Annotated in this window: 22 protein-coding genes; 12 read left to right on the forward strand and 10 right to left on the reverse strand. The window is 60.0% G+C overall.

What is annotated here, in order from left to right; translation table 11 throughout:
• Nucleotides 1-4: 4 nt before the first annotated feature.
• Nucleotides 5-313 (reverse strand): hypothetical protein, encoded by a 309-nt coding sequence (locus JFT58_RS03605; RefSeq protein WP_034127354.1) that lies wholly within the window; start codon nucleotides 311-313, stop codon nucleotides 5-7.
• A gap of 185 nt (nucleotides 314-498) precedes the next feature.
• Here JFT58_RS03605 and ku point away from each other — a divergent pair, with 185 nt between their 5' ends.
• Together ku and ligD are read left to right on the forward strand one after the other, a co-directional pair.
• Nucleotides 499-1,338, forward strand: coding sequence for a non-homologous end joining protein Ku (gene ku, locus JFT58_RS03610; protein WP_034127353.1), 840 nt, complete (start codon nucleotides 499-501; stop codon nucleotides 1,336-1,338).
• A 24-nt stretch (nucleotides 1,339-1,362) separates the two neighbouring features.
• The gene (ligD, locus tag JFT58_RS03615; protein ID WP_054895930.1) at nucleotides 1,363-3,882 is read left to right on the forward strand and encodes a DNA ligase D; all 2,520 of its coding nucleotides are present in this window, start codon (nucleotides 1,363-1,365) and stop codon (nucleotides 3,880-3,882) included.
• 18 nt (nucleotides 3,883-3,900) lie between these two features.
• On the opposite strand, the gene lpxO is transcribed toward ligD, so the two are convergent.
• Together lpxO and JFT58_RS03625 are read right to left on the reverse strand one after the other, a co-directional pair.
• Complete coding sequence (gene lpxO, locus JFT58_RS03620) at nucleotides 3,901-4,800, reverse strand: lipid A hydroxylase LpxO (protein WP_014718362.1); 900 nt, start codon at nucleotides 4,798-4,800, stop codon at nucleotides 3,901-3,903.
• A gap of 264 nt (nucleotides 4,801-5,064) precedes the next feature.
• Nucleotides 5,065-6,390: a Wzz/FepE/Etk N-terminal domain-containing protein gene (locus tag JFT58_RS03625; protein WP_054895931.1), complete on the reverse strand. Its 1,326-nt coding sequence runs from the start codon at nucleotides 6,388-6,390 to the stop codon at nucleotides 5,065-5,067.
• 340 nt (nucleotides 6,391-6,730) lie between these two features.
• Between JFT58_RS03625 and JFT58_RS03630 the strand changes: the two genes are divergently transcribed.
• Nucleotides 6,731-7,117, forward strand: coding sequence for a TIGR03067 domain-containing protein (locus tag JFT58_RS03630; RefSeq protein ID WP_054895932.1), 387 nt, complete (start codon nucleotides 6,731-6,733; stop codon nucleotides 7,115-7,117).
• A gap of 318 nt (nucleotides 7,118-7,435) precedes the next feature.
• Here the strand turns inward: JFT58_RS03630 and JFT58_RS03635 are convergent, their stop codons facing one another.
• Nucleotides 7,436-8,248 (reverse strand): class I SAM-dependent methyltransferase, encoded by an 813-nt coding sequence (locus JFT58_RS03635; RefSeq protein WP_054895933.1) that lies wholly within the window; start codon nucleotides 8,246-8,248, stop codon nucleotides 7,436-7,438.
• 154 nt (nucleotides 8,249-8,402) lie between these two features.
• Here JFT58_RS03635 and JFT58_RS03640 point away from each other — a divergent pair, with 154 nt between their 5' ends.
• From JFT58_RS03640 to JFT58_RS03650, 3 genes are all read left to right on the forward strand, one after another.
• Nucleotides 8,403-9,641 (forward strand): MFS transporter, encoded by a 1,239-nt coding sequence (locus JFT58_RS03640; protein WP_054895934.1) that lies wholly within the window; start codon nucleotides 8,403-8,405, stop codon nucleotides 9,639-9,641.
• A gap of 142 nt (nucleotides 9,642-9,783) precedes the next feature.
• On the forward strand, nucleotides 9,784-11,370 hold the full coding sequence (locus tag JFT58_RS03645; RefSeq protein ID WP_003191057.1) for an ABC-F family ATPase: 1,587 nt from the start codon (nucleotides 9,784-9,786) through the stop codon (nucleotides 11,368-11,370).
• 220 nt (nucleotides 11,371-11,590) lie between these two features.
• On the forward strand, nucleotides 11,591-12,763 hold the full coding sequence (locus JFT58_RS03650) for an MFS transporter (RefSeq protein WP_054895935.1): 1,173 nt from the start codon (nucleotides 11,591-11,593) through the stop codon (nucleotides 12,761-12,763).
• Here the strand turns inward: JFT58_RS03650 and JFT58_RS03655 are convergent.
• Nucleotides 12,757-13,794, reverse strand: coding sequence for an alpha/beta hydrolase family protein (locus tag JFT58_RS03655; RefSeq protein ID WP_054895936.1), 1,038 nt, complete (start codon nucleotides 13,792-13,794; stop codon nucleotides 12,757-12,759). The two genes, JFT58_RS03650 and JFT58_RS03655, sit on opposite strands and share 7 nt — an antisense overlap.
• A gap of 191 nt (nucleotides 13,795-13,985) precedes the next feature.
• Nucleotides 13,986-14,597, reverse strand: a complete 612-nt coding sequence (locus JFT58_RS03660; RefSeq protein ID WP_034127345.1) for an FMN-dependent NADH-azoreductase — start codon at nucleotides 14,595-14,597, stop codon at nucleotides 13,986-13,988.
• Between the two features lie 125 nt (nucleotides 14,598-14,722).
• Here JFT58_RS03660 and JFT58_RS03665 point away from each other — a divergent pair, with 125 nt between their 5' ends.
• On the forward strand, nucleotides 14,723-15,631 hold the full coding sequence (locus JFT58_RS03665; protein WP_014718355.1) for a LysR substrate-binding domain-containing protein: 909 nt from the start codon (nucleotides 14,723-14,725) through the stop codon (nucleotides 15,629-15,631).
• Nucleotides 15,628-15,984: an MmcQ/YjbR family DNA-binding protein gene (locus JFT58_RS03670; RefSeq protein WP_054895937.1), complete on the forward strand. Its 357-nt coding sequence runs from the start codon at nucleotides 15,628-15,630 to the stop codon at nucleotides 15,982-15,984. Before JFT58_RS03665 ends, JFT58_RS03670 begins: the two co-directional genes overlap by 4 nt.
• Here JFT58_RS03670 and JFT58_RS03675 read toward each other — a convergent pair.
• Both JFT58_RS03675 and JFT58_RS03680 read right to left on the reverse strand, forming a co-directional pair.
• Nucleotides 15,973-16,356 (reverse strand): DUF1294 domain-containing protein, encoded by a 384-nt coding sequence (locus JFT58_RS03675; protein WP_054895938.1) that lies wholly within the window; start codon nucleotides 16,354-16,356, stop codon nucleotides 15,973-15,975. The two genes, JFT58_RS03670 and JFT58_RS03675, sit on opposite strands and share 12 nt — an antisense overlap.
• Nucleotides 16,353-17,183, reverse strand: coding sequence for an undecaprenyl-diphosphate phosphatase (locus JFT58_RS03680; protein WP_044273643.1), 831 nt, complete (start codon nucleotides 17,181-17,183; stop codon nucleotides 16,353-16,355). Before JFT58_RS03680 ends, JFT58_RS03675 begins: the two co-directional genes overlap by 4 nt.
• 226 nt (nucleotides 17,184-17,409) lie before the next feature.
• Here JFT58_RS03680 and JFT58_RS03685 point away from each other — a divergent pair, with 226 nt between their 5' ends.
• The 3 genes from JFT58_RS03685 (at nucleotide 17,410) to JFT58_RS03695 (ending at nucleotide 20,329) form a co-directional block, all read left to right on the forward strand.
• A complete protein-coding gene (locus JFT58_RS03685) occupies nucleotides 17,410-19,044 on the forward strand; it encodes a methyl-accepting chemotaxis protein (RefSeq protein ID WP_054895939.1) in 1,635 nt (544 codons plus the stop codon).
• Nucleotides 19,045-19,244: 200 nt separating this feature from the next.
• Nucleotides 19,245-19,808, forward strand: a complete 564-nt coding sequence (gene pnuC, locus JFT58_RS03690; protein ID WP_054895940.1) for a nicotinamide riboside transporter PnuC — start codon at nucleotides 19,245-19,247, stop codon at nucleotides 19,806-19,808.
• A complete protein-coding gene (locus JFT58_RS03695) occupies nucleotides 19,805-20,329 on the forward strand; it encodes an AAA family ATPase (RefSeq protein WP_054895941.1) in 525 nt (174 codons plus the stop codon). Before pnuC ends, JFT58_RS03695 begins: the two co-directional genes overlap by 4 nt.
• Before the next feature lie 119 nt (nucleotides 20,330-20,448).
• On the opposite strand, the gene ggt is transcribed toward JFT58_RS03695, so the two are convergent.
• On the reverse strand, nucleotides 20,449-22,173 hold the full coding sequence (ggt, locus tag JFT58_RS03700; RefSeq protein WP_054895942.1) for a gamma-glutamyltransferase: 1,725 nt from the start codon (nucleotides 22,171-22,173) through the stop codon (nucleotides 20,449-20,451).
• A gap of 201 nt (nucleotides 22,174-22,374) precedes the next feature.
• Here ggt and JFT58_RS03705 point away from each other — a divergent pair, with 201 nt between their 5' ends.
• Entirely contained in the window at nucleotides 22,375-23,520 is a 1,146-nt protein-coding gene (locus tag JFT58_RS03705) for a MalY/PatB family protein (protein WP_054895943.1), read from the forward strand.
• 56 nt (nucleotides 23,521-23,576) lie between these two features.
• On the opposite strand, the gene JFT58_RS03710 is transcribed toward JFT58_RS03705, so the two are convergent.
• Complete coding sequence (locus tag JFT58_RS03710; protein ID WP_003173733.1) at nucleotides 23,577-23,792, reverse strand: TOBE domain-containing protein; 216 nt, start codon at nucleotides 23,790-23,792, stop codon at nucleotides 23,577-23,579.
• Nucleotides 23,793-23,879 lie beyond the last annotated feature (87 nt).

Genomic DNA, 23,879 nt, shown 5'->3' on the forward strand with positions numbered 1-23,879 from the left:
ATCCTTAGCGGCGATTGCCGTTGGCATCATAGGTGGGCGCTTTGGGTGCGGTGGCTGGTCGGCTGGGGGCCGCCTCCTGCTTGGGGTAGCGGTTGCCGATGCCGCCGTTTTCCAGCGTCGGCCGCGGGTTTGCCGGGACAGGCTGGATACTGCGAACCGCCGGTGCATTGGGCTGGGTGCCCTGCATGCTATTGGGGTTGGCCCGGTGAATAGGGCCGTAGTCGCTACGCCCTGGCAGATTTTGCGCCTGGGCCAATGGCGCAAGGGCCAGGCCCAGCGCCAATGCTGAAAGATGACGTACACAACGGTTCATGGCCAAACCTCTCTATGCCAAGTACTACGTGCTTTCGATAACACGCTACGCCGTGGGTTCGCGTTGTGACACTAAATAGTTTCTCATCAGGTGTAACACGATCTGTCCGAGCATCTATCCGCCGAAACTTTTGCCGTGCTCTGCGAGTCACCAGCACACAGGCTCTTCGTTGAGGAATAACACCTATGCCACGGGCAATCTGGAAAGGCGCCATCAGTTTCGGCTTGGTTCACATCCCGGTATCGCTGGTCTCGGCGACCTCTTCACAAGGCGTCGACTTCGACTGGCTGGACAAGCGCAGCATGGACCCGGTGGGCTATAAGCGCATCAACAAAACCACCGGCAAGGAAGTCACCAAAGACAATATCGTCAAGGGCGTGGCCTTTGAAAAAGGACGCTATGTGGTGCTCAGCGAAGACGAAATTCGCTCGGCACACCCCAAGTCCACCCAGACCATCGAAATCATCGCCTTCGTCGCCAGCGACCAGATCCCCCTGCAAAACATCGACACGCCCTACTTTCTCGCCCCGGATAAACGCGGCGGCAAGGTCTATGCATTGCTGCGCGAAGCGCTGAAAAAAACCGGCAAGGTCGCCCTGGCCAATGTGGTGCTGCACACCAAGCAGCATCTGGCTGCGTTGATGCCGCTGGAGTCGGCGCTGGTGCTGGTCATGCTGCGCTGGCCCGCCGAAGTGCGCAGCCTGGATGAGTTGGAGTTGGGCAGCGATGTGACAAAGCCGACCCTGGCCAAAGGTGAATTGGACATGGCCAAGCGCCTGGTGGAAGACATGAGCGCCGATTGGCAGCCCGATGAGTACCGTGACAGCTTCCAGGACAAGATCAGGGCGCTGGTGGCGAAGAAGGCCAAGGCCGGCAAGATCGAAGATGTGGAAACGGCCGAAGGCGGCGAAGAGCGAAAATCCGCGGATGTCATCGACCTGACGGAACTGCTCAAACGCAGCCTGGCGGGTAAACCTGCGGCGAAAAAGAGCGCCGCGAAAAAGTCCAATAACAAGGCCTCTTGAGCCTGCCATTGACGGGAGAACGACATGGCAAAGCCCCTGAGCGAGTACAACCGCAAGCGCGATTTCAAGATCACCGCCGAACCTGCAGGCAGCTCACCCGCCAGCAAACGTAACGCTTCGGCCCTGAGCTTTGTGATTCAAAAGCATGATGCGCGCAACCTGCATTACGACTTTCGCCTGGAACTGGATGGCGTGCTGTTGAGCTGGGCGGTGCCCAAGGGCCCAAGCCTGGACCCGAGCCAGAAACGCCTGGCGGTGCATGTTGAAGACCACCCACTGAGCTATGGCAGTTTCGAGGGCAGTATCCCCACCGGCCAATACGGTGCGGGGGATGTAATCGTGTGGGACCGAGGCATCTGGCAACCCCACGATGACCCGCGCAAAGCCTACGCGGCGGGTAAACTCAAATTCACCTTGGTGGGTGAGAAACTCTCCGGTGATTGGGCGCTGGTACGTACCCGCCTCAAGGGCAGCGGTGACAAGGAGCAGTGGCTGTTGATCAAGGAAAACGATCAGCAGGCGCGCCCGGCCTCTGAGTTCGATATTGTCGAGGCCGAGCCCGCCAGCGTGCTCAGCGACGCGGTCGTGGGCAAGCCAAAAGCCAAGGCCAAGGCCAAACCCAAGGCCGCGCCAAAAGCCAAAGCGCCCAAGCGCAACGCTGCGCTGCCTGACGAGTTTGCCCCCCAACTGGCAACCTTGGTCGACCGCGCCCCCGAGGGTGATTGGCGCTACGAAATCAAGTTCGACGGCTACCGCATCATGGCGCGCATTCGCGACGGTGAAGTGCGCCTGTTCACCCGCAACGGCCACGACTGGACCGAGCGCCTGCCGCGTCAGTGCAAAGCCTTGCAAGCGCTCAAGCTCAAAGACAGTTGGCTGGATGGCGAAGTGGTCAGCCTCAATGGCGACGGGCTGCCGGATTTCCAGGCGCTGCAAAACGCATTCGATATCGGCCGCAGCCTGGACATCGTCTATTACCTGTTCGATGCACCCTTTTTGAATGGCCGCGACCAGCGCGAAGACCCGGTCGAGGAGCGTCGGGCTGCGCTTAAATCCGCACTGTCCGCCAGCCGAAGCAAACTGCTGCGCTTCTCCGAAGCCTTTGCCGCCAGCCAGCGCGATATTTTCGAGAGCGCCTGTGACCTGTCGCTCGAAGGCGTGATCGGCAAGCGCGCCGGCAGCCCCTACGTGTCGCGGCGCAGTGCCGACTGGATCAAGCTCAAATGCCGCCTGCGCCAGGAGTTCGTGATTGTCGGCTACACCCGCCCCCAAGGTTCGCGCAGCGGCTTTGGGGCGCTGCTGCTGGCGGTCAACGATGACACCGGCCTGGTCTATGCCGGGCGCGTGGGCACGGGCTTTGATCAGGCGGCGCTGAAAACCATCTATGCCAAGCTCACGCCGCTCGAGCGCAAGGACTCGCCACTGCAAAAGCCATTGACCAGTGCCCAGGCCCGCGGCGTGCATTGGGTTGAGCCGAGCCTGGTAGGCGAAGTGCAATTTGCCGAATGGACCCGTGAAGGCGTGGTGCGCCAGGCCGCGTTTGTGAGCCTGCGCACCGACAAGCCAGCCTCGCAGATCATTCATGAACAGCCGCGCGCGGCCAAGTCGGTCAAGGCACCGCAGGCATCGAAAGCCGGTAAAGCGCAGGCAACGGTGAAGAACGTGAAAATCACTCACCCCGAGCGCATTATCGACAAGCACAGCGGCACGCAAAAACAGCAATTGGCACAGTTCTACACCGATATCAGCGAATGGATCCTGCCCTTTCTGCGCGCACGTGCCGTGTCCCTGCTGCGCGCGCCGGAAGGGATCGAAGGTGAGCAGTTCTTCCAGAAACACTCAGAGCGCATGGCAATCCCCCACATCAAGCAATTGGACCCGGCGCTGGATCCAGGCCATGCGCGCCTGATGGAAATAGACAGCGTGGAAGCCCTGGTCGGCGCGGTGCAAATGGGTACGGTCGAGTTTCACACCTGGGGCGCTACCGCAGACAAGATTGAAACGCCCGACCTGTTCGTGCTCGATCTCGATCCGGACCCGACCTTGCCCTGGAAAGCCATGCTGGAAGCGGCCCAACTGACTCTGTCGGTACTTGATGAGCTGGGCTTGCAGGCTTTCGTCAAAACCAGCGGCGGCAAGGGCCTGCACTTGATCGTGCCATTGGCCCGGCGCGATAACTGGGACACCGTCAAGGCATTCGCCAAAGCCATTGCCCAATTCATGACCCGCCAACTGCCCGAACGCTTTACCGCCACCAGTGGCCCCAAGAACCGCGTGGGCAAGATCTTTATCGATTACCTGCGTAACGCCCGCGGCGCCAGTACCGTGGCGGCGTATTCAGTGCGGGCACGCCCGGGCTTGCCAGTGTCGGTGCCGGTGAGTCGAGAGGAGTTGAAAGGATTGCGCGGCGCCCAACAGTGGACAGTGGCGAACCTGCACCAACGGTTGCAGGCCTTGAAGGACGACCCGTGGGCGGGGTATGCCAATCGGCAGAAGATCAGCAAAAAAATGTGGGACAAGTTGGGCGCGCAACCCCCTGGGTGATCCGCGCCCTGAGCCAGGTCAGATAAGAATGAAGATCAGCGCCAGACCGGCAAAGATCGCCCACTTTTCCAGGTAGTAGCGCGTGCGGTTGCGCTTTTTGAGCTCCTTGCCACGCAGGCGAATCTTGTACAGCCGGGTGAAGGCACGGTTGAGGCCGCCGGTCTTGTCACCCTCATCGTTGGGCGAACCTGCGGCCGCCATCACATTGCGGCTAAACCAGCGATTGAACGCAGCCGCCCAGCGGTACTTCATCGGCCGTTCGATATCACAGAACAGTATGATGCGGTTCTGTTGGGTGGTGTTTTCCGCGTAGTGAATGTAGGTCTCGTCGAACATCACCGGCTCGCCGTCGCGCCAGTAATAGCTTTCGCCGTCCACGTTGATGTAGCAGCCTGGATCGTTAGGCGTATCCAGCCCCAGGTGATAGCGGTACGAGCCCGCATACGGGTCGCGGTGACGCACCAGCTTGGAGCCCGGAGGCAGTTCGGCGAACATCGCGGCCTTGATCGAGCCGATGCTTTGCACCAGCTCGGTGGTGCGTGGGCACAGCTTCATCGCCGAGGGGTGACTGTCGCCGTACCACTTGAGGTAGAAACGCTTCCAGCCGGTCTTGAAGAACGAGTTGAACCCTACGTCGTTGTATTGCTCCGAGCGTTTGATCTCACCCGCCCGCATCAGATTCTGGCCTTCTTCGCGGATCTCTTCCCAGTGCTCCTGCAATGGGCTCAGGTCTGGAAAGTCGCTGGGCGAAAGGTAGGGACGGCTGGGCTGCTTGGAGAACAGGTACAGGAAACAGTTGATCGGCGCCAGGAACGTCGAGTGATCACTAAGCTGGCGACCCAGCTTGTGTCGCACCCGACCACGCAGGTGTACATACGCAATGGAAGCAACGTAGAGAGCAACAATGATGAGTTTCAAGGGATTCGTCACACGTCAGGGAGAGAACAGGCTGCTCCTGCGGGCCCACAACGGCCGAGGATGGATAAGCAGCACCTGAAATCACAATTCACATACAGGTGACACGGCCGGCGGGATAACCGCCTGCGTGCGACCATTGGCAGTTATTTAGCCACACTTTGTAACCAAAGGTTAACTAAGAATTGTGAAAAGCTGTCTATTGAGTGTGCTGGGGGTAGGAGCAGGCAGGCCCTTGAGCCTGCCTGTTTGAGGGCGTTTGAAGGGTTAAAGCGGCGAATCTTTACCCTCGCGGCGATCCCCTAATGCCGTATAGGGCACGGCCTGAGTGCGGCTGCGAACGAAGTAGCGGATCAGCGCAATCATCAGGCCCAGCAACAGGCCACCAACGAGGCTCAACGCGATAACCAGCGGCTTTTTCGGCTTGATCGGCGACAGAGGCTCCTGGGCTCGACGGTCAATGGTCACCAGCTTGAGGTTGCTCATATCGATATTCAAACCACGCAACCTGGCGACTTCAGCGCGAAGCGGCTCGACGTCCTGCAAGAAGATGTCTTCATTGCCCCGCTTGCGCAGTACCTCAACCTCGCGGTTGCTTTCCAACAGTTGCAAGTCTTTGCCGATCTCGGCAATGCGCGGGTTGGTGAAATCGTCGCTGGTACGCTGCTGCAATGCAGCGCGTTCGGCTTCCAGCGCCTCGGTCCCCATGAAATACAGCGGAATCTTCTGGTTGTTCACCTCGGTCCGCATGACCTGGCTCGAACCTGTGCGGGTGGAGTCGGCCATAGAGGACGGCGTTGTTGGTGTACGAATGCCCATGGACTTGGCAATGCTGATCGCTTCGGCCAACTCGGCCAAGCGGTTGGTGCGCTCCATCTTCATTTGCAAGCGCAAAGCGCTGAGCTCGTCCTGCAATTGGGCACGCTTGAGCCGGTCAGCTTCCAGCAACTTGGCGATTTTCGATTCTTTATCGGTATCGTAATTGGCGCGGGCAGCGTCGATCTTGCCCTTGAGCTCGCTCAAGCGGTTATTGACGATAACCTTCAGGTCGGCACCCACCTGCTGACGCTCGGCGGCGATGGCGTAGTCCACAAAACCGTTGAGGATCGCAACACCATCGACGTCGGTCGGGTATTGCAACTCCAGACGGATATAACTGCTCAACGAATCGGATTTCTTGGGGTCGGGCAGAATCAGATTGACGGAATTGCGGTTGAACGCCTCAAAGCTCTGCTCAAGGGTTTGCCCCGGTTTCTTGAACGCCTTGAACAACTCCTCATGATCCTTGAAGAACCCCAGGCGCGCATCATAGGAATCCAACTGCGCGCCCACCTTGAGCAGCGCATCGGCAGGCGGCAACTTATACACTTCCGAACGGTTCAAGGCGTCCAACTCGTTGATAGCCGCAGGCCGTAACACACTGCTGACCTCATAGGTCTTGGGTGCCAGGAAGGCATAACCTGCGCCTAATACCCCGGCCAGAAGCGTACACCCGACCACCAGCTTTTTTTGTCGCCAGATGGCGTGAAACAATTCAAATAAATCAATTTCATCAGACGCTGCGGAAGGCGGAAGCGGGGAAGTACGATTCAAAATAAGAACACCTTAAAATAATACTAAAAGGCCATCATTCTCAGAAGTCTGAATGACTTCAAAAATCAGGGACAACGCCCTGGATACGGCAGACCAGTGGCGATGTGACCACTCAGTCCCCTGAAATATCCCACAAACTTAGGGATTATTTCGGTTTCATTTCGGTGAGTAAGCCAAATCACACAGCCATGTCAGACTGATCTGGCTGCAAGCGTAGTCAATCCAACATGAAAAAGCTGTCAAATACCTGTCTTATAAAGAAAAAAATTTCGCCTTCATGGGGGACAGTGGCAGCCTCAAGACAATTGAACATTTTTTTGAACAGCAATAAGGAGTTTGCATGTCACCGCTTTCAGCCTCGGACTTTCACGCACTGCAAGGCAAATGGGAACAAACAGCCCTTGAAGACAGTGGCGTGCTCAACCCCGTGGATGCTCACAGCGCACCGGGAGCAATGACGACAATTGCGGGGGATCGCTTCGAAGTGACCACGGTCAATGGCGAAATATTATTGGCGGGGCGGTTCGTACTGGACGCCAGTACTACGCCCAAAAGCATCACCTGGACGGACGCCATCGGCGAAGATGCAGGCAAGCAACTCCCCGCCAGTTACCGGCTCGACGGCGATGATTTTGTGTTTATCGCAGCGGATGAGGGCATGCCCAGGCCCACTGTATTCAGCACCGGCCCAGGGCAAACCATGCGCACCTTCGTGCGGCGCTCTTGATCAAATGTGGGAGCTGGCTTGCCTGCGATAGCGGTGGGTCAGTCAACTAATCTGTCACTGATACACCGCTATCGCAGGCAAGCCAGCTCCCACAGGTTTGAACGCGGGGCGTCAGGCAGATAGGCGGTGGCTGGCAGGCCGTTACGGGAGCAAGCTCCCTCGGCACAGGTGGACACATAAGACGTGATTATCCGATTTGATCACGGCATTTTCACAAGGCCTTCACTTTTCGACCTATAGGGTGAAGCCTACCTACTCCAGTGAATCCCTTGGCCCGCCTTCTCCTCGCGGGCCTTTTTTTGCGTGTGCAAACCTTGATCAGCCATCACGCCTGATCGCTGTCATGGTAAAGCACAGGGGCAGTTGCGCGGCCTGATGCTCATATTGATCGTAGAGTTCTTCCCGGTTGGAATGCGGGTATTCCTGCAAATGAGCGATCTGCAACTGCGCTGCGATAGCCCCGCTGACGACACTGCCCAGGGTATGTACATACCAATAGGAGGTCGGCCCGGGCCGCTCATCCTTCCCTTCATAGATAATTGCCTCCTGCAGCACAAAGGGTTCACGCTGGAAGTAAGAACTGGCAGGCAGCATAGGGTTGGCCCCACAGGGGTCAAACATCTCAAGAAAGGGATGGGTTTCGTACATGACCAACGTACCGCCGGGCTTCAGCACACTGGCAACCTGGCGCATGAACAACGCCACATCCGGCATCCAGCCCAGCACGCCGATGGTCACCAGGGCAATATCGAACCGTGCCTGCAAACGCTCGGGCAAATGGTGGATATCGGTCTCAATGAACTCAGGGCTGTGTGGCGAGGCCTCGGCCAACTCCCGCGCCTGTTCAAGAAACGCCCGGGATTGATCAACCCCCACCACCGAACGGGCGCCCAAGCCATACAACGAAAGGCTTTCGCGCCCGTTGTTGCAGCACAATTGCACCACGTCCTTGCCCACCACGCCTACCTCTTGCAGCAAGGTGGTGATGGTCGGGTCAAGGCAGGAAAAATCAGGCTCGGCTACCGAGTCCAGCAGTGCCGCCCAGGTCGCGGTGTCTTTATGCAACCCGGCGGATTCGTCCCAGGCATTTCTATTGCTGGCGATCGCCTCTTGCGCTGAGGGCATGTCCATTGCTTCTCCAGAAATTCATTCCAGTGGGCTTCGGAAAGTAAATTAAATGCGCGCAGGAGGAAACCCTGGCCCACCGCGAAACTTATCACCCAGCCCACCAGTCATTAATTCAACGCGTGTTCAGCCCCTGAACGCCGCTCTTGAAGGTCGCATCGTGGCCCGTCATTCAGACCTGCGCATCGCTTTATCCCTGGACAGCCTGAACTTCTTTCTCGCCGATGTGCGCGACGGTCTCGGACCGTACCTGGCGATCTACCTGCTGGCCGTGCATCAATGGGAGCCGGCCAGCATTGGCGTGGTCATGACCCTCGCAGGCATCGCTGCCTTGCTGACCCAAGGCCCCGCGGGTGCGTTGATCGACCGCACTCGCAGCAAACGTGCGGTGGTCGCCCTGGCCGCGCTGTTGGTGACGGGCAGTTGTCTGATGCTGCCCTTTGTCAGTTCATTTGGCTGGGTGGCGTTGACCCAGGCCGCCAGCGCCGTAGCAGCCTCTGTCTTTGCCCCAGCAATTTCCGCCATTTCGCTGGGGATCACCGGGCCGCGTGCCTTCACCCGGCGTACCGGGCGCAACGAGACTTTCAACCATGCCGGCAATGCCGTGGCCGCATTGCTGGCCGGCGGGCTGGCCTACCTGTTCGGGCCGGTGGTGGTGTTCTACCTGATGGCGTTTATGGCCGTCGCCAGTGTCATTGCGGTAAGTTGCGTGCCGGCCGAGGCGATTGACCATGAGGTCGCCCGTGGTTTTGATCCGGCCCATCACACCGACCACGAACAGCCCTCGGGCCTGAAAGCATTGCTGGCCAACCAACCGCTGCTACTGTTTGCCATCTGCTGCGCACTGTTTCACCTGGCCAATGCCGCGATGCTGCCGCTGGTCAGCCAGAAACTGGCGCAGATCAATCTGCAGATGGCCACCCCGCTGACGTCAGCCTGCATTGTCGCCGCACAGTTGGTGATGGTGCCGATGGCCTGGCTGGTCGGGCTCAAGGCCGATATCTGGGGGCGCAAGCCACTGCTGCTTGCCGGTTTCCTGATACTGCCGTTGCGTGGCGTGCTCTATACCCTATCCAGCGACCCATATTGGTTGGTAGCCGTGCAGATGCTCGACGGTATCGGCGCTGGTATTTTCGGCGCCCTGTTCCCGGTAATCGTCAAGGACCTTACCCAAGGCACTGGCCGCTTCAACGTCAGCCTGGGCGCCCTCTCCACCGTATTCGGCCTGGGCGCGGCACTCAGTAACAGCCTGGCCGGTTTCGTGGTGCAGCAGGCTGGCTACAACGCGGCCTTCCTGACGTTGGCAGCGGTTGCAGCCGCTGCCTTGATGCTGTTGTGGCTGGCTATGCCTGAGACATTGGCAAAACCATCCTTCGCTCGCCATACAACTGTCGCCTGACATATGCGACAATGCGCGCCAAATTCCAACACACATCCCCAATTTTGTGTTCAGCGACCGGGTTTCGCGCCTTGATGTCGCTGTTGACGCATGCCTGAAGGCACCTGCCGTCACGCTCGCAACCCATTGATAGGTAAAGTAATTGATCTCCACAGCTAACATCACCATGCAGTTCGGCGCCAAGCCGCTCTTCGAGAACGTCTCGGTCAAGTTCGGCGCCGGCAACCGCTATGGTCTGATCGGTGCCAACGGTTGCGGCAAGTCGACCTTCATGAAAATCCTCGGTGGCGACCTCGACCCGTCCGGCGGCCAGGTCATGCTGGAGCCGAATGTGCGCTTGGGTAAACTGCGCCAGGACCAGTTCGCCTACGAAGAATTCACCGTGCTCGACACCGTGATCATGGGCCACGAGGAGCTGTGGAAGGTCAAGGCCGAACGCGACCGCATCTACTCGCTGCCGGAAATGAGCGAAGAAGACGGCATGGCCGTGGCCGAGCTGGAAACCGAGTTCGCCGAGATGGACGGCTACACCGCCGAATCCCGCGCCGGCGAGCTGCTGCTGGGCCTGGGTATTCCCCTGGAACAGCATTTCGGCCCGATGAGCGAAGTGTCCCCCGGCTGGAAGCTGCGCGTACTGCTGGCCCAGGCGCTGTTCTCCGACCCGGAAGTGCTGTTGCTCGACGAACCGACCAACCACTTGGACATCAACACTATCCGCTGGCTGGAAAACATCCTGACCCAGCGCTCCAGCCTGATGATCATCATCTCTCACGACCGTCACTTCCTGAACAGCGTGTGCACCCACATGGCTGACCTGGACTACGGCGAGCTGCGCCTGTTCCCGGGCAACTACGACGAGTACATGACCGTGGCGACCCAGTCCCGCGAGCAATTGCTGTCGGACAACGCCAAGAAGAAAGCGCAGATTTCCGAACTGCAATCCTTCGTCAGCCGCTTCTCGGCCAACGCCTCGAAAGCCAAGCAGGCGACCTCCCGTGCCAAGGCGATCGACAAGATCCAGCTGGCCGAAGTCAAGCCGTCGAGCCGTGTGAGCCCGTTCATCCGTTTCGAGCAGAACAAAAAGCTGCACCGCCAGGCGGTCATGGTCGAAAAAATGGCCAAAGGTTTCGACGGCAAGCCGTTGTTCAAGGACTTCAGCTTCCAGGTTGAAGCGGGCGAGCGCGTGGCGATCATCGGCCCCAACGGTATCGGCAAGACCACCCTGCTGCGCACCCTGGTCAACGAACTGACCCCGGACGCCGGCAGCATCAAGTGGACCGACGCCGCCGAACTGGGCTACTACGCCCAGGACCACGCCCACGACTTCGAAGACGACGTGAGCCTGTTCGACTGGATGGGCCAGTGGACCCAAGGCGAGCAAATGATTCGCGGCACCCTGGGTCGTATGTTGTTCTCCAACGACGAGATCCAGAAGTCGGTCAAAGTGATCTCCGGTGGTGAACAAGGTCGCATGCTGTTCGGCAAGCTGATCCTGCAAAAGCCCAACGTGCTGATCATGGACGAACCAACCAACCACTTGGACATGGAATCCATCGAGGCGCTCAACCTGGCGCTGGAGAACTACCCGGGCACGCTGATCTTCGTCAGCCACGACCGCGAGTTCGTATCGTCCCTGGCCACCCGCATCATCGAGTTGAGCCCAAGCGGCGTGATCGACTTCAGCGGCACCTATGACGACTACCTGCGTAGCCAGGGTGTGGTGTTCTAAGAACAGCACTTAGCTGCAAGCAAAAGCCCTGTCCCTGTGACAGGGCTTTTTTGCATACGCTCTACTACTGTAGGAGCGAGCTTGCTCGCGAAAAACCTGAGGACGCCGCGCAGAATCAGGCAACCCGCGTTATCGTTGACGTTCTTCGCGAGCAAGCTCGCTCCTACAGTAATGCGGGATATGCCATGATGCTTTACCGCCCGCCAGCGATTGAGTACTCATGCCTGCCGCCCCCTCCTCCCTGTCGATCACCCTGCAGATCGTTTCCATCGTTTTCTACACTTTCATTGCCTTTATCTGCATCGGCCTGCCGATAGCGGTGATTCCAGGCTATGTGCACGAGCAACTGGGTTTCAGCGCCGTGGTGGCCGGGGTGACCATCGGTTCGCAGTACCTGGCCACGCTGCTCAGCCGTCCGATGGCCGGGCGGATGTCGGATAACGTCGGTACCAAACGCGCGATCGTGCTGGGCCTGGCCGGCATTCTGATCAGCGGTGTACTGACCTTTATCGCCACGCTGCTGGAAAGTCTGCCGAGCTTGAGCCTGGGTATTCTGATCGCCGGTCGCCTGTTACTCGGCGTGGCCCAGGGCCTGATTGGCGTGGGGACCATCAGTTGGTGCATGGGCGCGGTGGGCGCCGAGCACATCGCACGCTCGATTTCCTGGAATGGCATCGCCTCCTACGGCGCGATTGCGATTGGTGCGCCACTTGGCGTGGTGATGGTGGCTGATTACGGCTACACCAGCCTCGGTCTTGCCCTGACGGTGTTGGCGGCGTTGGGCCTGGTGCTGATCCGCAATAAACCGTCGGTGCCGGTGGTACGTGGCGAGCGGCTGCCGTTCTGGGCGGTGTTCGGGCGTATCGCACCATTCGGCGCCAGCCTGTGCCTGGCTTCGATTGGCTACGGCACGTTGACGACCTTTATCACCCTGTATTACCTGAATCGTGGCTGGGCCGGTGCGGCGTATTGCCTGACGGTATTTGGTGTGTGCTTTATTCTCTCGCGCCTGGTGTTTATCTCAGCCATCAGCCGGTTTGGCGGGTTCACCGCCGCCATCGCCTGCATGCTCATCGAAACCCTGGGCCTGACGCTGCTGTGGCTGGCACCGTCTACCAGCGTGGCCTTGATCGGCGCAGGGTTGACCGGTTTTGGTTTGTCACTGGTTTACCCGGCGCTCGGCGTGGAAGCTATCAAGCAAGTGCCGGACAGCAGCCGCGGCGCGGGGCTGAGTGCGTATGCGGTATTTTTCGACCTGGCCCTGGCGATCGCCGGGCCGTTGATGGGCGCCGTGGCGTTGAATCTTGGCTACGGCTGGATATTCTTCTGCGCCGCGTTGCTGTCGGTCAGCGCGCTCGCCCTGACCGTACTGCTCAGGCGCCGCGCCTACTGATCAGCCGTCTGCAGGCCGGCACGCGTTGCCTCACCGAGGGTGCGACTGAAAAAGCGCCCGGCCTCGGAGACCATATCGCGGTGAATCCCTTCACGGTCGACACCATCGGCATCGGTGCAGATGCCCGGCATTGTCGCCAGTTGATCACTGTCGCACGGGGCCATGAATACAAAGTGCCCTGCCCCGGCCAACAGCTTGAAGTCCGGCGGCTCTGGCAGTTTGCGCGCCAGGGCGGCGGCGTTTTTGTCCACTGCCACCAACTGGTCGCCATCGCCACTGTAGAGCAGCACTGGCACATGCACGTCCGCCAGGGTATGGCGGCCAAACATCAAGCTCAGCGGCGCCATCAGCATCAACGCATGGATGCGCGGGTCAGCCTGGGGTTGCAAGTCGTCGCGATCAACCACCAACTCGCCCTTGGTGGTGCACGCGTCGCGGTCTTCGGGGCGTTCCTGGCAGTAGCGACGCAGGCGCTCGAAATCAGGCTTGGCGCCTGCCAGAATCAATGCCGTCTCGCCACCGGCTGAATATCCGATGACACCAATCTGATCGACATCGACAAAGGGCGACAGCATCGGATCGGCCAGGGTGGCGGTGATCGCCTGGGATATCTGGATCGGCCGGCCATACAGATTACTCACGGTGCCCAGGCGGCTGTGGTCCTTATAGTTGTCGCCGGGATGCAGGACCGCCACCACTACGAACCCCTTACGCACCAGTGACGTAGCCAGGTCGTGCAGGGCCAGGGGCGTGCCGGTGTTGCCGTGGGACAGCATCAGCATCGGAAAACGGCCGATAGCAACCTTGGCATCTTCACTGGCCGCGACCTGATAGGCGCCCAGCGGCGTGGTGCGTTCGGTATCGGTGGAAGGGTAAAACGCGATGGCCTTCATCGGCTGCGAATCCAGCGGGTCGAGCACACTCATGCGATGAAACCCCACACTCCAATGGGGGTGCGATGCCGGTGCGGCGTGCACTGAAACCAGGCTGCCCAACAGCGAAAGTACCAAAACAGCACAAAGACGCATCATGGGGACGTCCACCTTTGCTGCACAAGAACCGGCCTGTCGAATAAAAAGTCCAGGGTATCGCAGGGATGTGTGCATAACCTGGGCCACAACGAAAAAACTCCGTACCCCGCTCGCGTTCAGGCGATCAGAGTACAGAGTTTAGGCGCTCGGTTTCAGAATGAAACCGAGGACAGGGCAAATTTACATAAGCCTTACGCAGCGGCGAACAGTTGCTCGTTGATGCGCACGTTGGCGTCGCTCATGGCTTTGCTGCGCACTTCATCACCGTAGGCCAGGCCTTCAGCGCGCACGATCTCAATGTCGGTGATGCCCAGGAAGCCGAACAGCAGTTTCAAGTAGCCTTCGTGGGCAGCGCCCGAGGCTTGGTCGGCATGCAGGCCGCCGGCGGTGGAGACAATAATGACTTTCTTGTTGCCGCACAGGCCTTCAGGGCCGGCTTCGGAGTAACGGAAGGTCTGGCCGGCCACTGCGATGCGGTCGATCCAGGCTTTCAATTGGGTTGGGATGGTGAAGTTGTACATCGGCGCACCGACTACCACAGCATCGGCGGCGAGGAATTCAGCCAGCGACGATGCACTCAGTTCAGCCTCGTGCTTTTGCGCCGCATCGCGCAGTTCCGCAGCAGTGCCCAATGCGCCCAAGGTAGCGCCGGAGAAATGGTTGATGCCTTCGCTGGCGAGGTCGCGGTAGGTCACTTCCACACCCGGCTGCGCGGCTTGCCATGCCTTGACCACACCGGCGCTGAGCTGACGGGAGGCCGAGTTGTCGCCGAGGATGCTGGAATCGATGTGCAACAGTTTCATGATGGATCTCCGAGGTGGGATCGACAGTGGCGATCAGATGGTGGTGATGCTACGCATGAAACCAATGGTCGATAAGCCAGCTGAAATGCGATAGTTTGTCCCACTGACAGGACAATAGGCCCACCATGCAAGACCTCAACGACCTCTACTATTTCGCCAAAGTCGTCGAAGCCGGCGGTTTTGCTGCGGCTGGCCGGCTGCTCGGCATTCCCAAATCCAGGCTTTCACGGCGCATTGCCGAACTGGAAGACCGCCTGGGTGCACGCTTGCTGCAACGCACCACCCGGCAACTGACGCTCACCGCCGTCGGCGAACGCTACCTGCGCCACTGCCAGGCCATGCTGCTTGAAGCGGAAATGGCCGACGAGGCCGTGGCCAGTATGTCCAGCGAACCACGGGGGCGCTTGCGGGTCAGTTGCCCGGTGGGCCTGGCCCAGCAGATCCTGCCGGAGCTGGTAGCCGGTTTTTTGGCCGCGCACCCGTTGGTGCAGTTGGACATGACCCTGGTGAATCGCCGCGTCGACCTGGTGGCCGAAGGCATTGATGTAGCGCTGCGCGTACGCGAACTGGGCGACGAAGACCCGTTGCTGGTCACCAAACGCCTGCGCCAGGCGCATACCGTGCTGGTGGCCAGCCCCGTTTTCATGCGTGAGCGGCGGGTCGAAACCCTGGAAGACCTCAAGCAGTTGCCAATCCTTGGCGCACTCGAGGCGGACCGAATGGTGCACCAACGCATCATCGACCCCCAGGGCAATATGCACGAGCTAGTGATGGAGGCGCGCCTGGGCATCGAAGACTTTATCGTGCGCAAGGCCAGCGCAATGATGGGTGTGGGCTTTACGGTGCTGCCAATGATGTACTGCGAAGAAGAACTGGCCAGCGGCCGGCTGGTGCAACTGCTGCCGCAATGGTCATTGCCAGGCGGCTGGCTGCAGGCGGTCTACCCGCACCGGCGCGGCGTGCTGCCGGCCATCCGGGCCTGGATCGACTATCTGGAAGAAGGCTTCAAAGGCTGTGGAGATCGGCTGTTATGAGCATGACGGAAGAACAAGTCGCACGTTTCTGCCTGAGCCTGCCAGGCGCACGGGAAGACTATAAATGGGGTGGCGTGCGGGTGTTCTCGGTTGCTGGCAACAAGATGTTCGCCTTGCAGAACCTGCGCGGTGAGTCGCTGGCCTTCAAGGTCGACAAAGAACTGTTCCTGGGTCACGTCGACCGCCCGGGCATTCACCCGGCGCCTTACCTGGCGAGGGCGCAGTGGGTCATCATGAACACGCCCTACCCTTTGGGCGCAGAGGAACTGCGTGGCCTGTTGCAGCGCTCCCACCAGTTGGTGGTGAGCAAGCTGCCCAAGCGCACACAGATTGGCTTGCGGCTAGAGGATTGACAGCAAGGTGCCGTCGAGGAACAGCTGGTCCAGCCAGAACACCTGGTGCAACAGCACAATCACCCAGAACAACACCTGGTAAGACACCTTGCGCGTCTTGTGCCGGAACACCTGTTGGGCGATCAACGCCCCCGGCCAACCGCCCGCCAACTCCACCGCATGCAGGATGTTTTCCGGGGTGCGCCAGCCTTCGGTCTGCGCCTTGCGCTTATCGCTCCAGTACAAGAAGAACGCCACCACGCTGACCACGCCATAGGCCATCAACGGAATTACCGTTTCGCCGCGGTACCACAGCAACGCAGAGCCCAGCAGCGGCGCGGCACACAGCAGTCCAAAGATCAGCGCCTTCAGGCGTGGGTGCTGGATAGTCATGGCTTGACCGCAGTCCAGTCGATCCAGCCGAACTGCCAGGTCGCCAGGATCACCAGGCCGAACGCAATGCGGTACCAGGCAAACGCCGCGTAGCTGTGGCTGGCGATGAACTTGAGCAGGGCCTTGACCGCAATCATGGCGAAGATGAACGAGGTGACAAAGCCAATGGCGAACACCGGCAGGTCCGCGGGCTGGAACAGGTCACGGTATTTATAGCCCGAGTACACCGCCGCACCGACCATGGTCGGCATCGCCAGGAAGAACGAGAACTCGGTAGCTGTCTTGCGCGACAGGCCGAACAACAGGCCGCCGATGATCGTTGCACCGGAGCGCGAAGTGCCCGGGATCATCGCCAGACACTGGGCCAGGCCGACCTTGAGGGCGTCTTTCCAGGTGATGTCGTCGACGGTTTCAGCCCGCACTGCATGTTGGCGGCGCTCGGCCCACAACATGATCACGCCACCCACTACCAGGGCAGTCGCTACAGTGATCGGGTTAAACAGGTAGTGCTTGATCAGGTCGGCAAAAATCACCCCCAATACCACCGCCGGCAACACGGCGATGATCAGGTTGACGGTAAAGCGCCGGGCCTTGGGCTGGGTCGGCAGGCCAATGACCACGTCAAAGATCTTGCGTCGAAACTCCCAGACTACCGCCAGGATCGCGCCCAGCTGGATGATGATATTGAAGGCTTCGAAACGCTCGCCGCCAAAATTGATCAGGTCGGCGACGATGATCTGGTGGCCAGTGCTGGAGATCGGCAAGAACTCCGTAAGCCCCTCGACGATGCCGAGAATCAATGCCTGTATGGCGGTCCAAAAATCCATGCTGTCTCCAAAGGTCATGCGCGTGGCATGCCTCATAGTCTTTTTTAAGTTCACTGACGACGAGCGCACACAAGCGCCCGCGGTTGATTCTCAACGCCGGTCTGCAAAAATTCCGTGAAAAATCAGGCAGTACTCAGGTTTTTCGATTCCGGGCCGAAAGCCTATCAGACACGCCGGAAATCTCGAAGCAGCACCACAATTATAAAGAGCAGGGAGTGACAGGACGATGAACAGTTTGCGCAGCATGTCGATCAGCCGCCGCCTTTGGCTGATCCTGATAGTCGCCGTGTTGATGCTGCTGGCCTTGGGGCTGTTGATGCTCAACCAGATCCACGGCGACCTCTACCAGGCCAAGCGCCAGCAGACCCAGCACGTGGTACAGACCGCCAGTGGCGTACTCAGCTATTACCAGAACCTGGAGAAAACCGGCGTACTGACCCGTGACGCCGCGCAACAACAGGCCCTGAGCGCGGTGCGCGGCCTGCGTTATGACCACGATGATTACTTCTGGATCAACGACCTCACCCCCGTGATGATCATGCACGCGGCCAACCCCAAGCTCGACGGCCAGAACCTCTCGGCGATTCGCGACCCGGACGGTTTCGCCGTGTTCAACGAATTCGTGAGCCTGGCCAAGGCCAAGGGAGCCGGCATCGTCAACTACCGCTGGCCGAAGCCCGGCGCCGAAGCGCCGGTAGAGAAAACCTCGTACATCCAACTGTTCGAGCCCTGGGGCTGGATTATCGGCTCCGGGGTCTACGTGGACGATGTGCAGGCTGAATTCAGGGGCCAGGTGTGGAAAGCCTCGGCCATTGGCCTGGGCATTGCGTTGATGATGGCCGTGCTGGTGGTGTTGATCGCTCGCAGCATCGTGCAGCCGTTGCAGGCGGCGGTGAATGCCATGGGTAATATCGCCAGCGGCGAAAGCGACCTGACCCACAGCCTCGACACCCACGGTCGTGACGAACTGACCGCACTGGCCCAGCACTTCAATAGCTTCACCGCCAAGCTGCGCCAGGTTGTCGGCCAGTTGCAGGTGTGCGCGAGCGCCCTGGGCCAGTCGTCCACCGAGCTGGGCCACAACGCCAGCCAGGCCCATGACCGCAGCCAGCAGCAATCGCAGCAGATGGAACTGGTGGCCACCGCCATCAATGAAGTCACCTACGGCGTGCAGGACGTAGCGAAGAATGCCGAACACGCCGCCAGCGAAATGCGCGATGCCCAGGCCCAGGCACAACAGGGCCAGGTCAACATCGACGGCAGCTTGCAGCAGATCGACCAGCTCTCCACCACCATCAGCCAGGCTGTGGAGGTGATCCGCACACTCTCCAGCGAAAGCACGCAGATCGGCGGGGTACTGGAGGTGATCCGCTCCATCGCCGACCAGACCAACCTGCTCGCCCTCAACGCCGCCATCGAAGCCGCCCGCGCCGGGGAGCAAGGCCGTGGGTTTGCGGTGGTCGCCGATGAGGTGCGACTGCTGGCCCAGCGCACGCAGAAATCCACCGCCGAGATCCAGGTAATGATCGAGCGCCTGCAAGGCCACTCGGAAGCGGCGGTCAAGGTCATCAGCGACAGCCACAGCGCCTCGCAACTGACCATCGAGCAAGCCGGCCAGGCCGGTGCAAGCCTCACCGCCATCGGCCAGGCACTGCACAACCTCAACGGCCTGAACGCCTCGATTGCCAGCGCCACCCTGCAGCAGGCCCATGTGGTGGAAGACATCAACCAGAACGTCACCCAAGCGGCCGGGCTGTCCCACAGCACGGCGCTGGCGGCGGAGCAATCGAGCGTGGCGAGTGCGCAGTTGCGTGGCTTGAGTGAGCAGCTTGATGGGTTGCTGCGCCAATTCCGAATCTAGCGCTGATTAGCCTTTTGTAGGAGCGAGCTTGCTCGCGAAAAACCCATAGGCACCGCGGTTATTCAGACAATACGCGGTAACCTTGACGATCTTCGCGAGCAAGCTCGCTCCTGCAGAGGGCAATGACGCATTGCTATGTTTGATGATCGGTTAGCTCTGGGTACAATCACCGCCCTCTCCCACTCTCCCAAGGATCCGCCATGTCCGGGCTTGAACTGTTCGCCGCCGCCCTGGGGGTGATCGCTGTCTGGCTGACGGTCAAACAAAACCCCTGGTGCTGGCCCATCGGCCTGGTGATGGTGTTGCTCTACACCTGGGTGTTTTTCGAGGTCAAGCTCTACTCGGACATGCTGCTGCAAGTGGTCTACGCGGCGCTGCAAGTTTACGGTTGGTGGCAGTGGACCCGCGCTGGCGAGGTCAAGCAAGGCCGCCAGGTCACCAGCCTGAAAGCGCCGGCAATCATGGCCAGCCTGGCTGTGGGCGCCGTCGGCAGTCTGCTGCTGGGCGCCGCCATGGCCCACTGGACTGACGCCGCCCAGCCCTGGCTCGACGCCGCCCTCACCGGCTTCAGCCTGGTCGCGCAGATGTGGATGGCGCAAAAACGCGTGCAGTGCTGGCCGTTGTGGATTGTGGTGGATGTGATCTTCGTCGGTCTGTTCCTCTACAAAGGCCTCTATCTCACGGCTGCACTCTATGCATTGTTTACCGTGATTGCCGTGCAAGGCTGGCGCGAGTGGCGCGCCGACCCGGCGTTGCGCACATGAAAGTGGTGGTATTGGCGGGCCCCGAATCCAGCGGCAAGAGCTGGCTGGCGGCGCAGTTGCACGCGCGCTTCGGCGGGTTGATGGTGGGGGAATATGTGCGGTACTTCATCGATCAGCATCAGCGCGACACCACCCTGGCGGATATCCCGGCCATTGCCCAGGGCCAGTTGGCCTGGGAGGATGCCGCCCGCGCCAAACGCCCCGCCTTGCTGATCCTCGACACCCACCTGCTGACCAACAAGCTCTGGAGCCAGACCCTGTTCGGCGACTATCCCGGCTGGCTTGATGACGAACTTCTGGCGCGGCATTACGACCTGCACCTGCTGCTCTCACCCGAGGATGTGGAATGGAGTGCCGACGGCCAGCGCTGCCAGCCGGAACTGGCGGATCGCCGGGCGTTTTTTCAGGCCAGCCTGGAGTGGATGCAGGAGCATCGACAGCCGCTGGTGGTAATTGGCGGGGGTTGGGAACAAAGGCGCCAGGCGGCATTTGCCGCAGTAACCCAGCTGCTCAAGCCCTGACACTCTTCCCTGTGGGAGCGGGCTTGCTCGCGAATGCTCTGTATCAGCTAGCACAGGCATAGACTGACCCACCGCTTTCGCGGGCAAGCCCGCTCCCACATTTCTTACCGTACCAGGCTTTAGTAGCCCAACGACAACCCCGTATTGCGTCGCGGGTCATTGGCCCCATAGAAGCGGTTGTTACCCACCGGCTTGCCATCCAGAGCAGGCGCACCGACCAGGATCGCCGCCAAATGGTTGGCATCTTGCGGACCTGCAAACTTATGGCCCCAGCTCTCGAGAATCTTCTGGGTATCCGGGCTCACGGCAAACGTCTCAAGGTTGGTGGTCTCAGGCATCCACTGCTGGTGGAAGCGCGGCGCGTCCACGGCTTCCTGGATATTCATCTTGTAGTCGATGACATTCAGGATGGTCAGCAAGGTGGCAGTGATGATGCGGCTGCCCCCCGGTGTACCGACCACCATCACCGCCTTGCCGTCCTTGGTGACGATGGTCGGGCTCATCGACGACAGCGGCGCCTTGCCCGGTGCGATGGCGTTGGCTTCGCCTTGTACCAGCCCGTACATGTTCGGCACGCCGACCTTGACGGTGAAGTCGTCCATTTCATCGTTGAGAATCACCCCGGTCTTGCTCGCCATCACCCCGGCACCAAACCAGTCGTTGAGGGTATAGGTCACCGAGACCGCGTTGCCCCATTTGTCGACGATGGAATAGTGGGTGGTGTTATTGCCTTCATGGGGCGATACACCCGGTTTGATTGCCTGGGAATCACCGGCCTTTTGCGGTTCGATCGCCGCACGTAGCTTGGCCGCGTAGTTCTTGTCCAGCAGATGCTCGATGGGGTTCTTCACGAAGTCCGGGTCACCGAGATAGCTGTTGCGGTCCACGTAGGCGTGGCGCATCGCTTCGATCTGGTAGTGCAGGCCCTGGGCCGAGTGATAGCCCAGGTCGGCCATTGGGTAGCCTTCGAGGATATTCATGATCTGGCAGATCACCACACCGCCGGAGCTGGGTGGCGGCGCCGAGACCACATGGTAGCCACGGTAGTCGCACTCGATGGGGGCCAGTTCGCGGGTTTTGTAGGCGTCGAGGTCGGCCTGGGTGATGATGCCTTTGCCGGCCTGGCTGGAATCCACTACAGCCTTGGCGACCCAGCCTTTATAGAAACCGTCGGTGCCCTTGGCCGAGATTTCCTTGAGGGTCTTGGCCAGGTCCTTCTGCACCAGCTTCTGGCCTACCTGCATCGGCTCGCCGTTATGCAGGAAGATGCCACGCATATCCTGGTCTTTTTCGAACTCACCGGTGGCGGTGTGCAACAGGTCGATATCGCCCTGCTCCAGCTCAAAGCCGTTTTCCGCCAGCTTGATCGCCGGGGCAATCACTTGGGCGCGCTTGAGGGTGCCGTATTTGCTCAGGGCCAGCTCCATGCCGGACACCGTACCCGGTACGCCGACCGCCAAATGGCCTTTGGCGCTGAGGCCTTCGACCACATTGCCGGCCTTGTCGAGGTACATATCGGCCGTCGCCGCCAGCGGGGCTTTTTCGCGGAAGTCGAGGAAGGTCTTGCGCCCGTCCGCCAGTTGCACCGTCATGAAACCGCCACCGCCGAGGTTGCCCGCCGCCGGGTACACCACCGCCAGTGCGTAACCTACCGCCACCGCCGCATCGACGGCGTTGCCGCCGGCCTTGAGCACATCGACACCCACATGGGTTGCCAGGTGCTGGGCCGTGACCACCATGCCATTTTCACCCGCAACCGGGGCTTGGGAAGCTGCGTGCACCCCGTTGACCGTTAATACCAGCGCGGTAGCAATCAAGGTGTGACTCAAGGGTTGGTATTTCATCCATGGCTACTCTGATTATTGAGATGCACCAAAATAGCCCCTCGCTGATTCAATCCCCAGCGCAATGGCGTTTTTATTACAGAACTTGTCGGTCATGGAACGCACACCGCTGTGCAAGGCGGCAATCAGCTCTGGCCTATAAAATTAATGGCGCTAGAATCGGCGCCATTCTTTCGCAGCCGCCCTGATACGAGCCTGTCCATGAGCTTTGATTTCGACACGATCCACCCACGCTTCGATACCGGCAGTACCAAGTGGAGCCGTTACCCGCAAGACGTTCTGCCGATGTGGATCGCCGATATGGACATCGCCGCGCCGCCCGCCATCTTGCAAGCCCTGCACGCGCGGCTCGACCAGCAGATTCTCGGCTACAGCGTGGCCGGCCCGGACGTGCGCGATGCCATCGTCGCTGACCTGTGGGCCAAGTACGCCTGGCGCGTGCAGCCCGAAGAACTGCTGTTCCTGCCTGGCGTCGAGCCTGGCTTCAATATGGCCCTGCACGCCTTCGTCCAGCCTGGCCAGGCGGTGGTGCTGCAAACCCCCAACTATCGGCCGATTCGCCTGGCGCCGGGCAACTGGAATCTGCCACGTATCGAAATGCCGTTCGAGTTGATCAACGGCGAATACGTCACGCCTATGCCTGCGATGCGCCAGGCATTGAGCGGTGCCGGTGCGTTGCTGCTGAGTAATCCGCACAACCCCATCGGCAAGGTATTTCCCCGGGAGGAACTGACGGCGGTAGCCAATGCCTGCCTGGAAGCTGGCGCGCTGATCATCAGCGACGAGATCCACGCCGAGCTGTGCTTCGACGGCCGTCGCCACATCCCCACCGCCAGCCTCAGCCCCGAGATTGCCCAGCGCACCATCACCCTGATGTCGGCGAGCAAGGCTTATAACGTGGCCGGCTTGAAGACCTGCTTTGCGGTGGTCCAGAACGCCGAAGTGCGCGAGCGTTTCAATAACGCGCGCTGCGGCATGGTCGACAGCGTCAGCCCCCTGGGCCTGGAAGCCACCCGAGCCGCCTACAGCCAATGCGGCGACTGGCTCGCTGCGCTGTTGCAGTACCTGCAGGCCAACCGTGACTACCTGCTCGATGCAGTAAAGACTCGCTTGCCTGGTGTGGTGATGCATGCACCACAGGGCACCTTCCTGGCGTGGCTCGATTGCAGCGCTCTTGGCCTGGATGCCCCGCAGCAGTTTTTCCTGGAGCAGGCCAAGGTCGGCCTGAGTTCAGGGATCGAATTTGGCGATGACAGCCAGCAGTTCGTGCGCCTGAACTTCGGTTGCCCACGGGCGATGCTGGAGGAAGGTATACAGCGCATGGAACGTGCCTTGCGCCAGCGCTAACCTGCCCGACGAGGCATTCGTGGGAGGGGCAGGCAATCCCCTCCCACATTATTCATTCACAACTTGGCGATGGACACTTCAGTCGATTTCACGAAGGCAATCACTTCACTGCCCACCTTCAATTCCAGATCACGCACCGAACGTGTGGTAATCACCGACGTCACAATGCCAGACGCGGTTTGCACATCGATTTCCGACACCACTTCCCCCAGTAGAATCTCCTTGATCACGCCTTTGAACTGGTTGCGCACGTTGATCGCTTTGATGGTCATGTCGGCTTTCCTTTTGGCTGTTGGGTCAATCCGCACGAATGCGCAGGCCCTCAAATTGCGCCTCGATAGAAAAGATTAAAAGGAATA

The organism is Pseudomonas sp. MF6767, from assembly GCF_016405475.1.
In the GTDB taxonomy this organism is placed as follows: domain Bacteria; phylum Pseudomonadota; class Gammaproteobacteria; order Pseudomonadales; family Pseudomonadaceae; genus Aquipseudomonas; species Aquipseudomonas paracarnis.

Bases quoted from the DNA above. Each gene is read 5' to 3' on its own strand.
- JFT58_RS03665 (WP_014718355.1), top strand. From the start codon at position 14,723: ATGCAAGACCTCAACGACCTCTACTATTTCGCCAAAGTCGTCGAAGCC.
- ku (WP_034127353.1), top strand. From the start codon at position 499: ATGCCACGGGCAATCTGGAAAGGCGCCATCAGTTTCGGCTTGGTTCAC.
- JFT58_RS03705 (WP_054895943.1), top strand. From the start codon at position 22,375: ATGAGCTTTGATTTCGACACGATCCACCCACGCTTCGATACCGGCAGT.
- JFT58_RS03670 (WP_054895937.1), top strand. From the start codon at position 15,628: ATGAGCATGACGGAAGAACAAGTCGCACGTTTCTGCCTGAGCCTGCCA.
- JFT58_RS03675 (WP_054895938.1), bottom strand. From the start codon at position 16,356: ATGACTATCCAGCACCCACGCCTGAAGGCGCTGATCTTTGGACTGCTG.
- JFT58_RS03630 (WP_054895932.1), top strand. From the start codon at position 6,731: ATGTCACCGCTTTCAGCCTCGGACTTTCACGCACTGCAAGGCAAATGG.
- JFT58_RS03655 (WP_054895936.1), bottom strand. From the start codon at position 13,794: ATGATGCGTCTTTGTGCTGTTTTGGTACTTTCGCTGTTGGGCAGCCTG.
- JFT58_RS03660 (WP_034127345.1), bottom strand. From the start codon at position 14,597: ATGAAACTGTTGCACATCGATTCCAGCATCCTCGGCGACAACTCGGCC.
- JFT58_RS03710 (WP_003173733.1), bottom strand. From the start codon at position 23,792: ATGACCATCAAAGCGATCAACGTGCGCAACCAGTTCAAAGGCGTGATC.
- JFT58_RS03680 (WP_044273643.1), bottom strand. From the start codon at position 17,183: ATGGATTTTTGGACCGCCATACAGGCATTGATTCTCGGCATCGTCGAG.
- JFT58_RS03695 (WP_054895941.1), top strand. From the start codon at position 19,805: ATGAAAGTGGTGGTATTGGCGGGCCCCGAATCCAGCGGCAAGAGCTGG.
- ggt (WP_054895942.1), bottom strand. From the start codon at position 22,173: ATGAAATACCAACCCTTGAGTCACACCTTGATTGCTACCGCGCTGGTA.
- ligD (WP_054895930.1), top strand. From the start codon at position 1,363: ATGGCAAAGCCCCTGAGCGAGTACAACCGCAAGCGCGATTTCAAGATC.
- JFT58_RS03650 (WP_054895935.1), top strand. From the start codon at position 11,591: ATGCCTGCCGCCCCCTCCTCCCTGTCGATCACCCTGCAGATCGTTTCC.
- JFT58_RS03685 (WP_054895939.1), top strand. From the start codon at position 17,410: ATGAACAGTTTGCGCAGCATGTCGATCAGCCGCCGCCTTTGGCTGATC.
- pnuC (WP_054895940.1), top strand. From the start codon at position 19,245: ATGTCCGGGCTTGAACTGTTCGCCGCCGCCCTGGGGGTGATCGCTGTC.
- JFT58_RS03635 (WP_054895933.1), bottom strand. From the start codon at position 8,248: ATGGACATGCCCTCAGCGCAAGAGGCGATCGCCAGCAATAGAAATGCC.
- JFT58_RS03605 (WP_034127354.1), bottom strand. From the start codon at position 313: ATGAACCGTTGTGTACGTCATCTTTCAGCATTGGCGCTGGGCCTGGCC.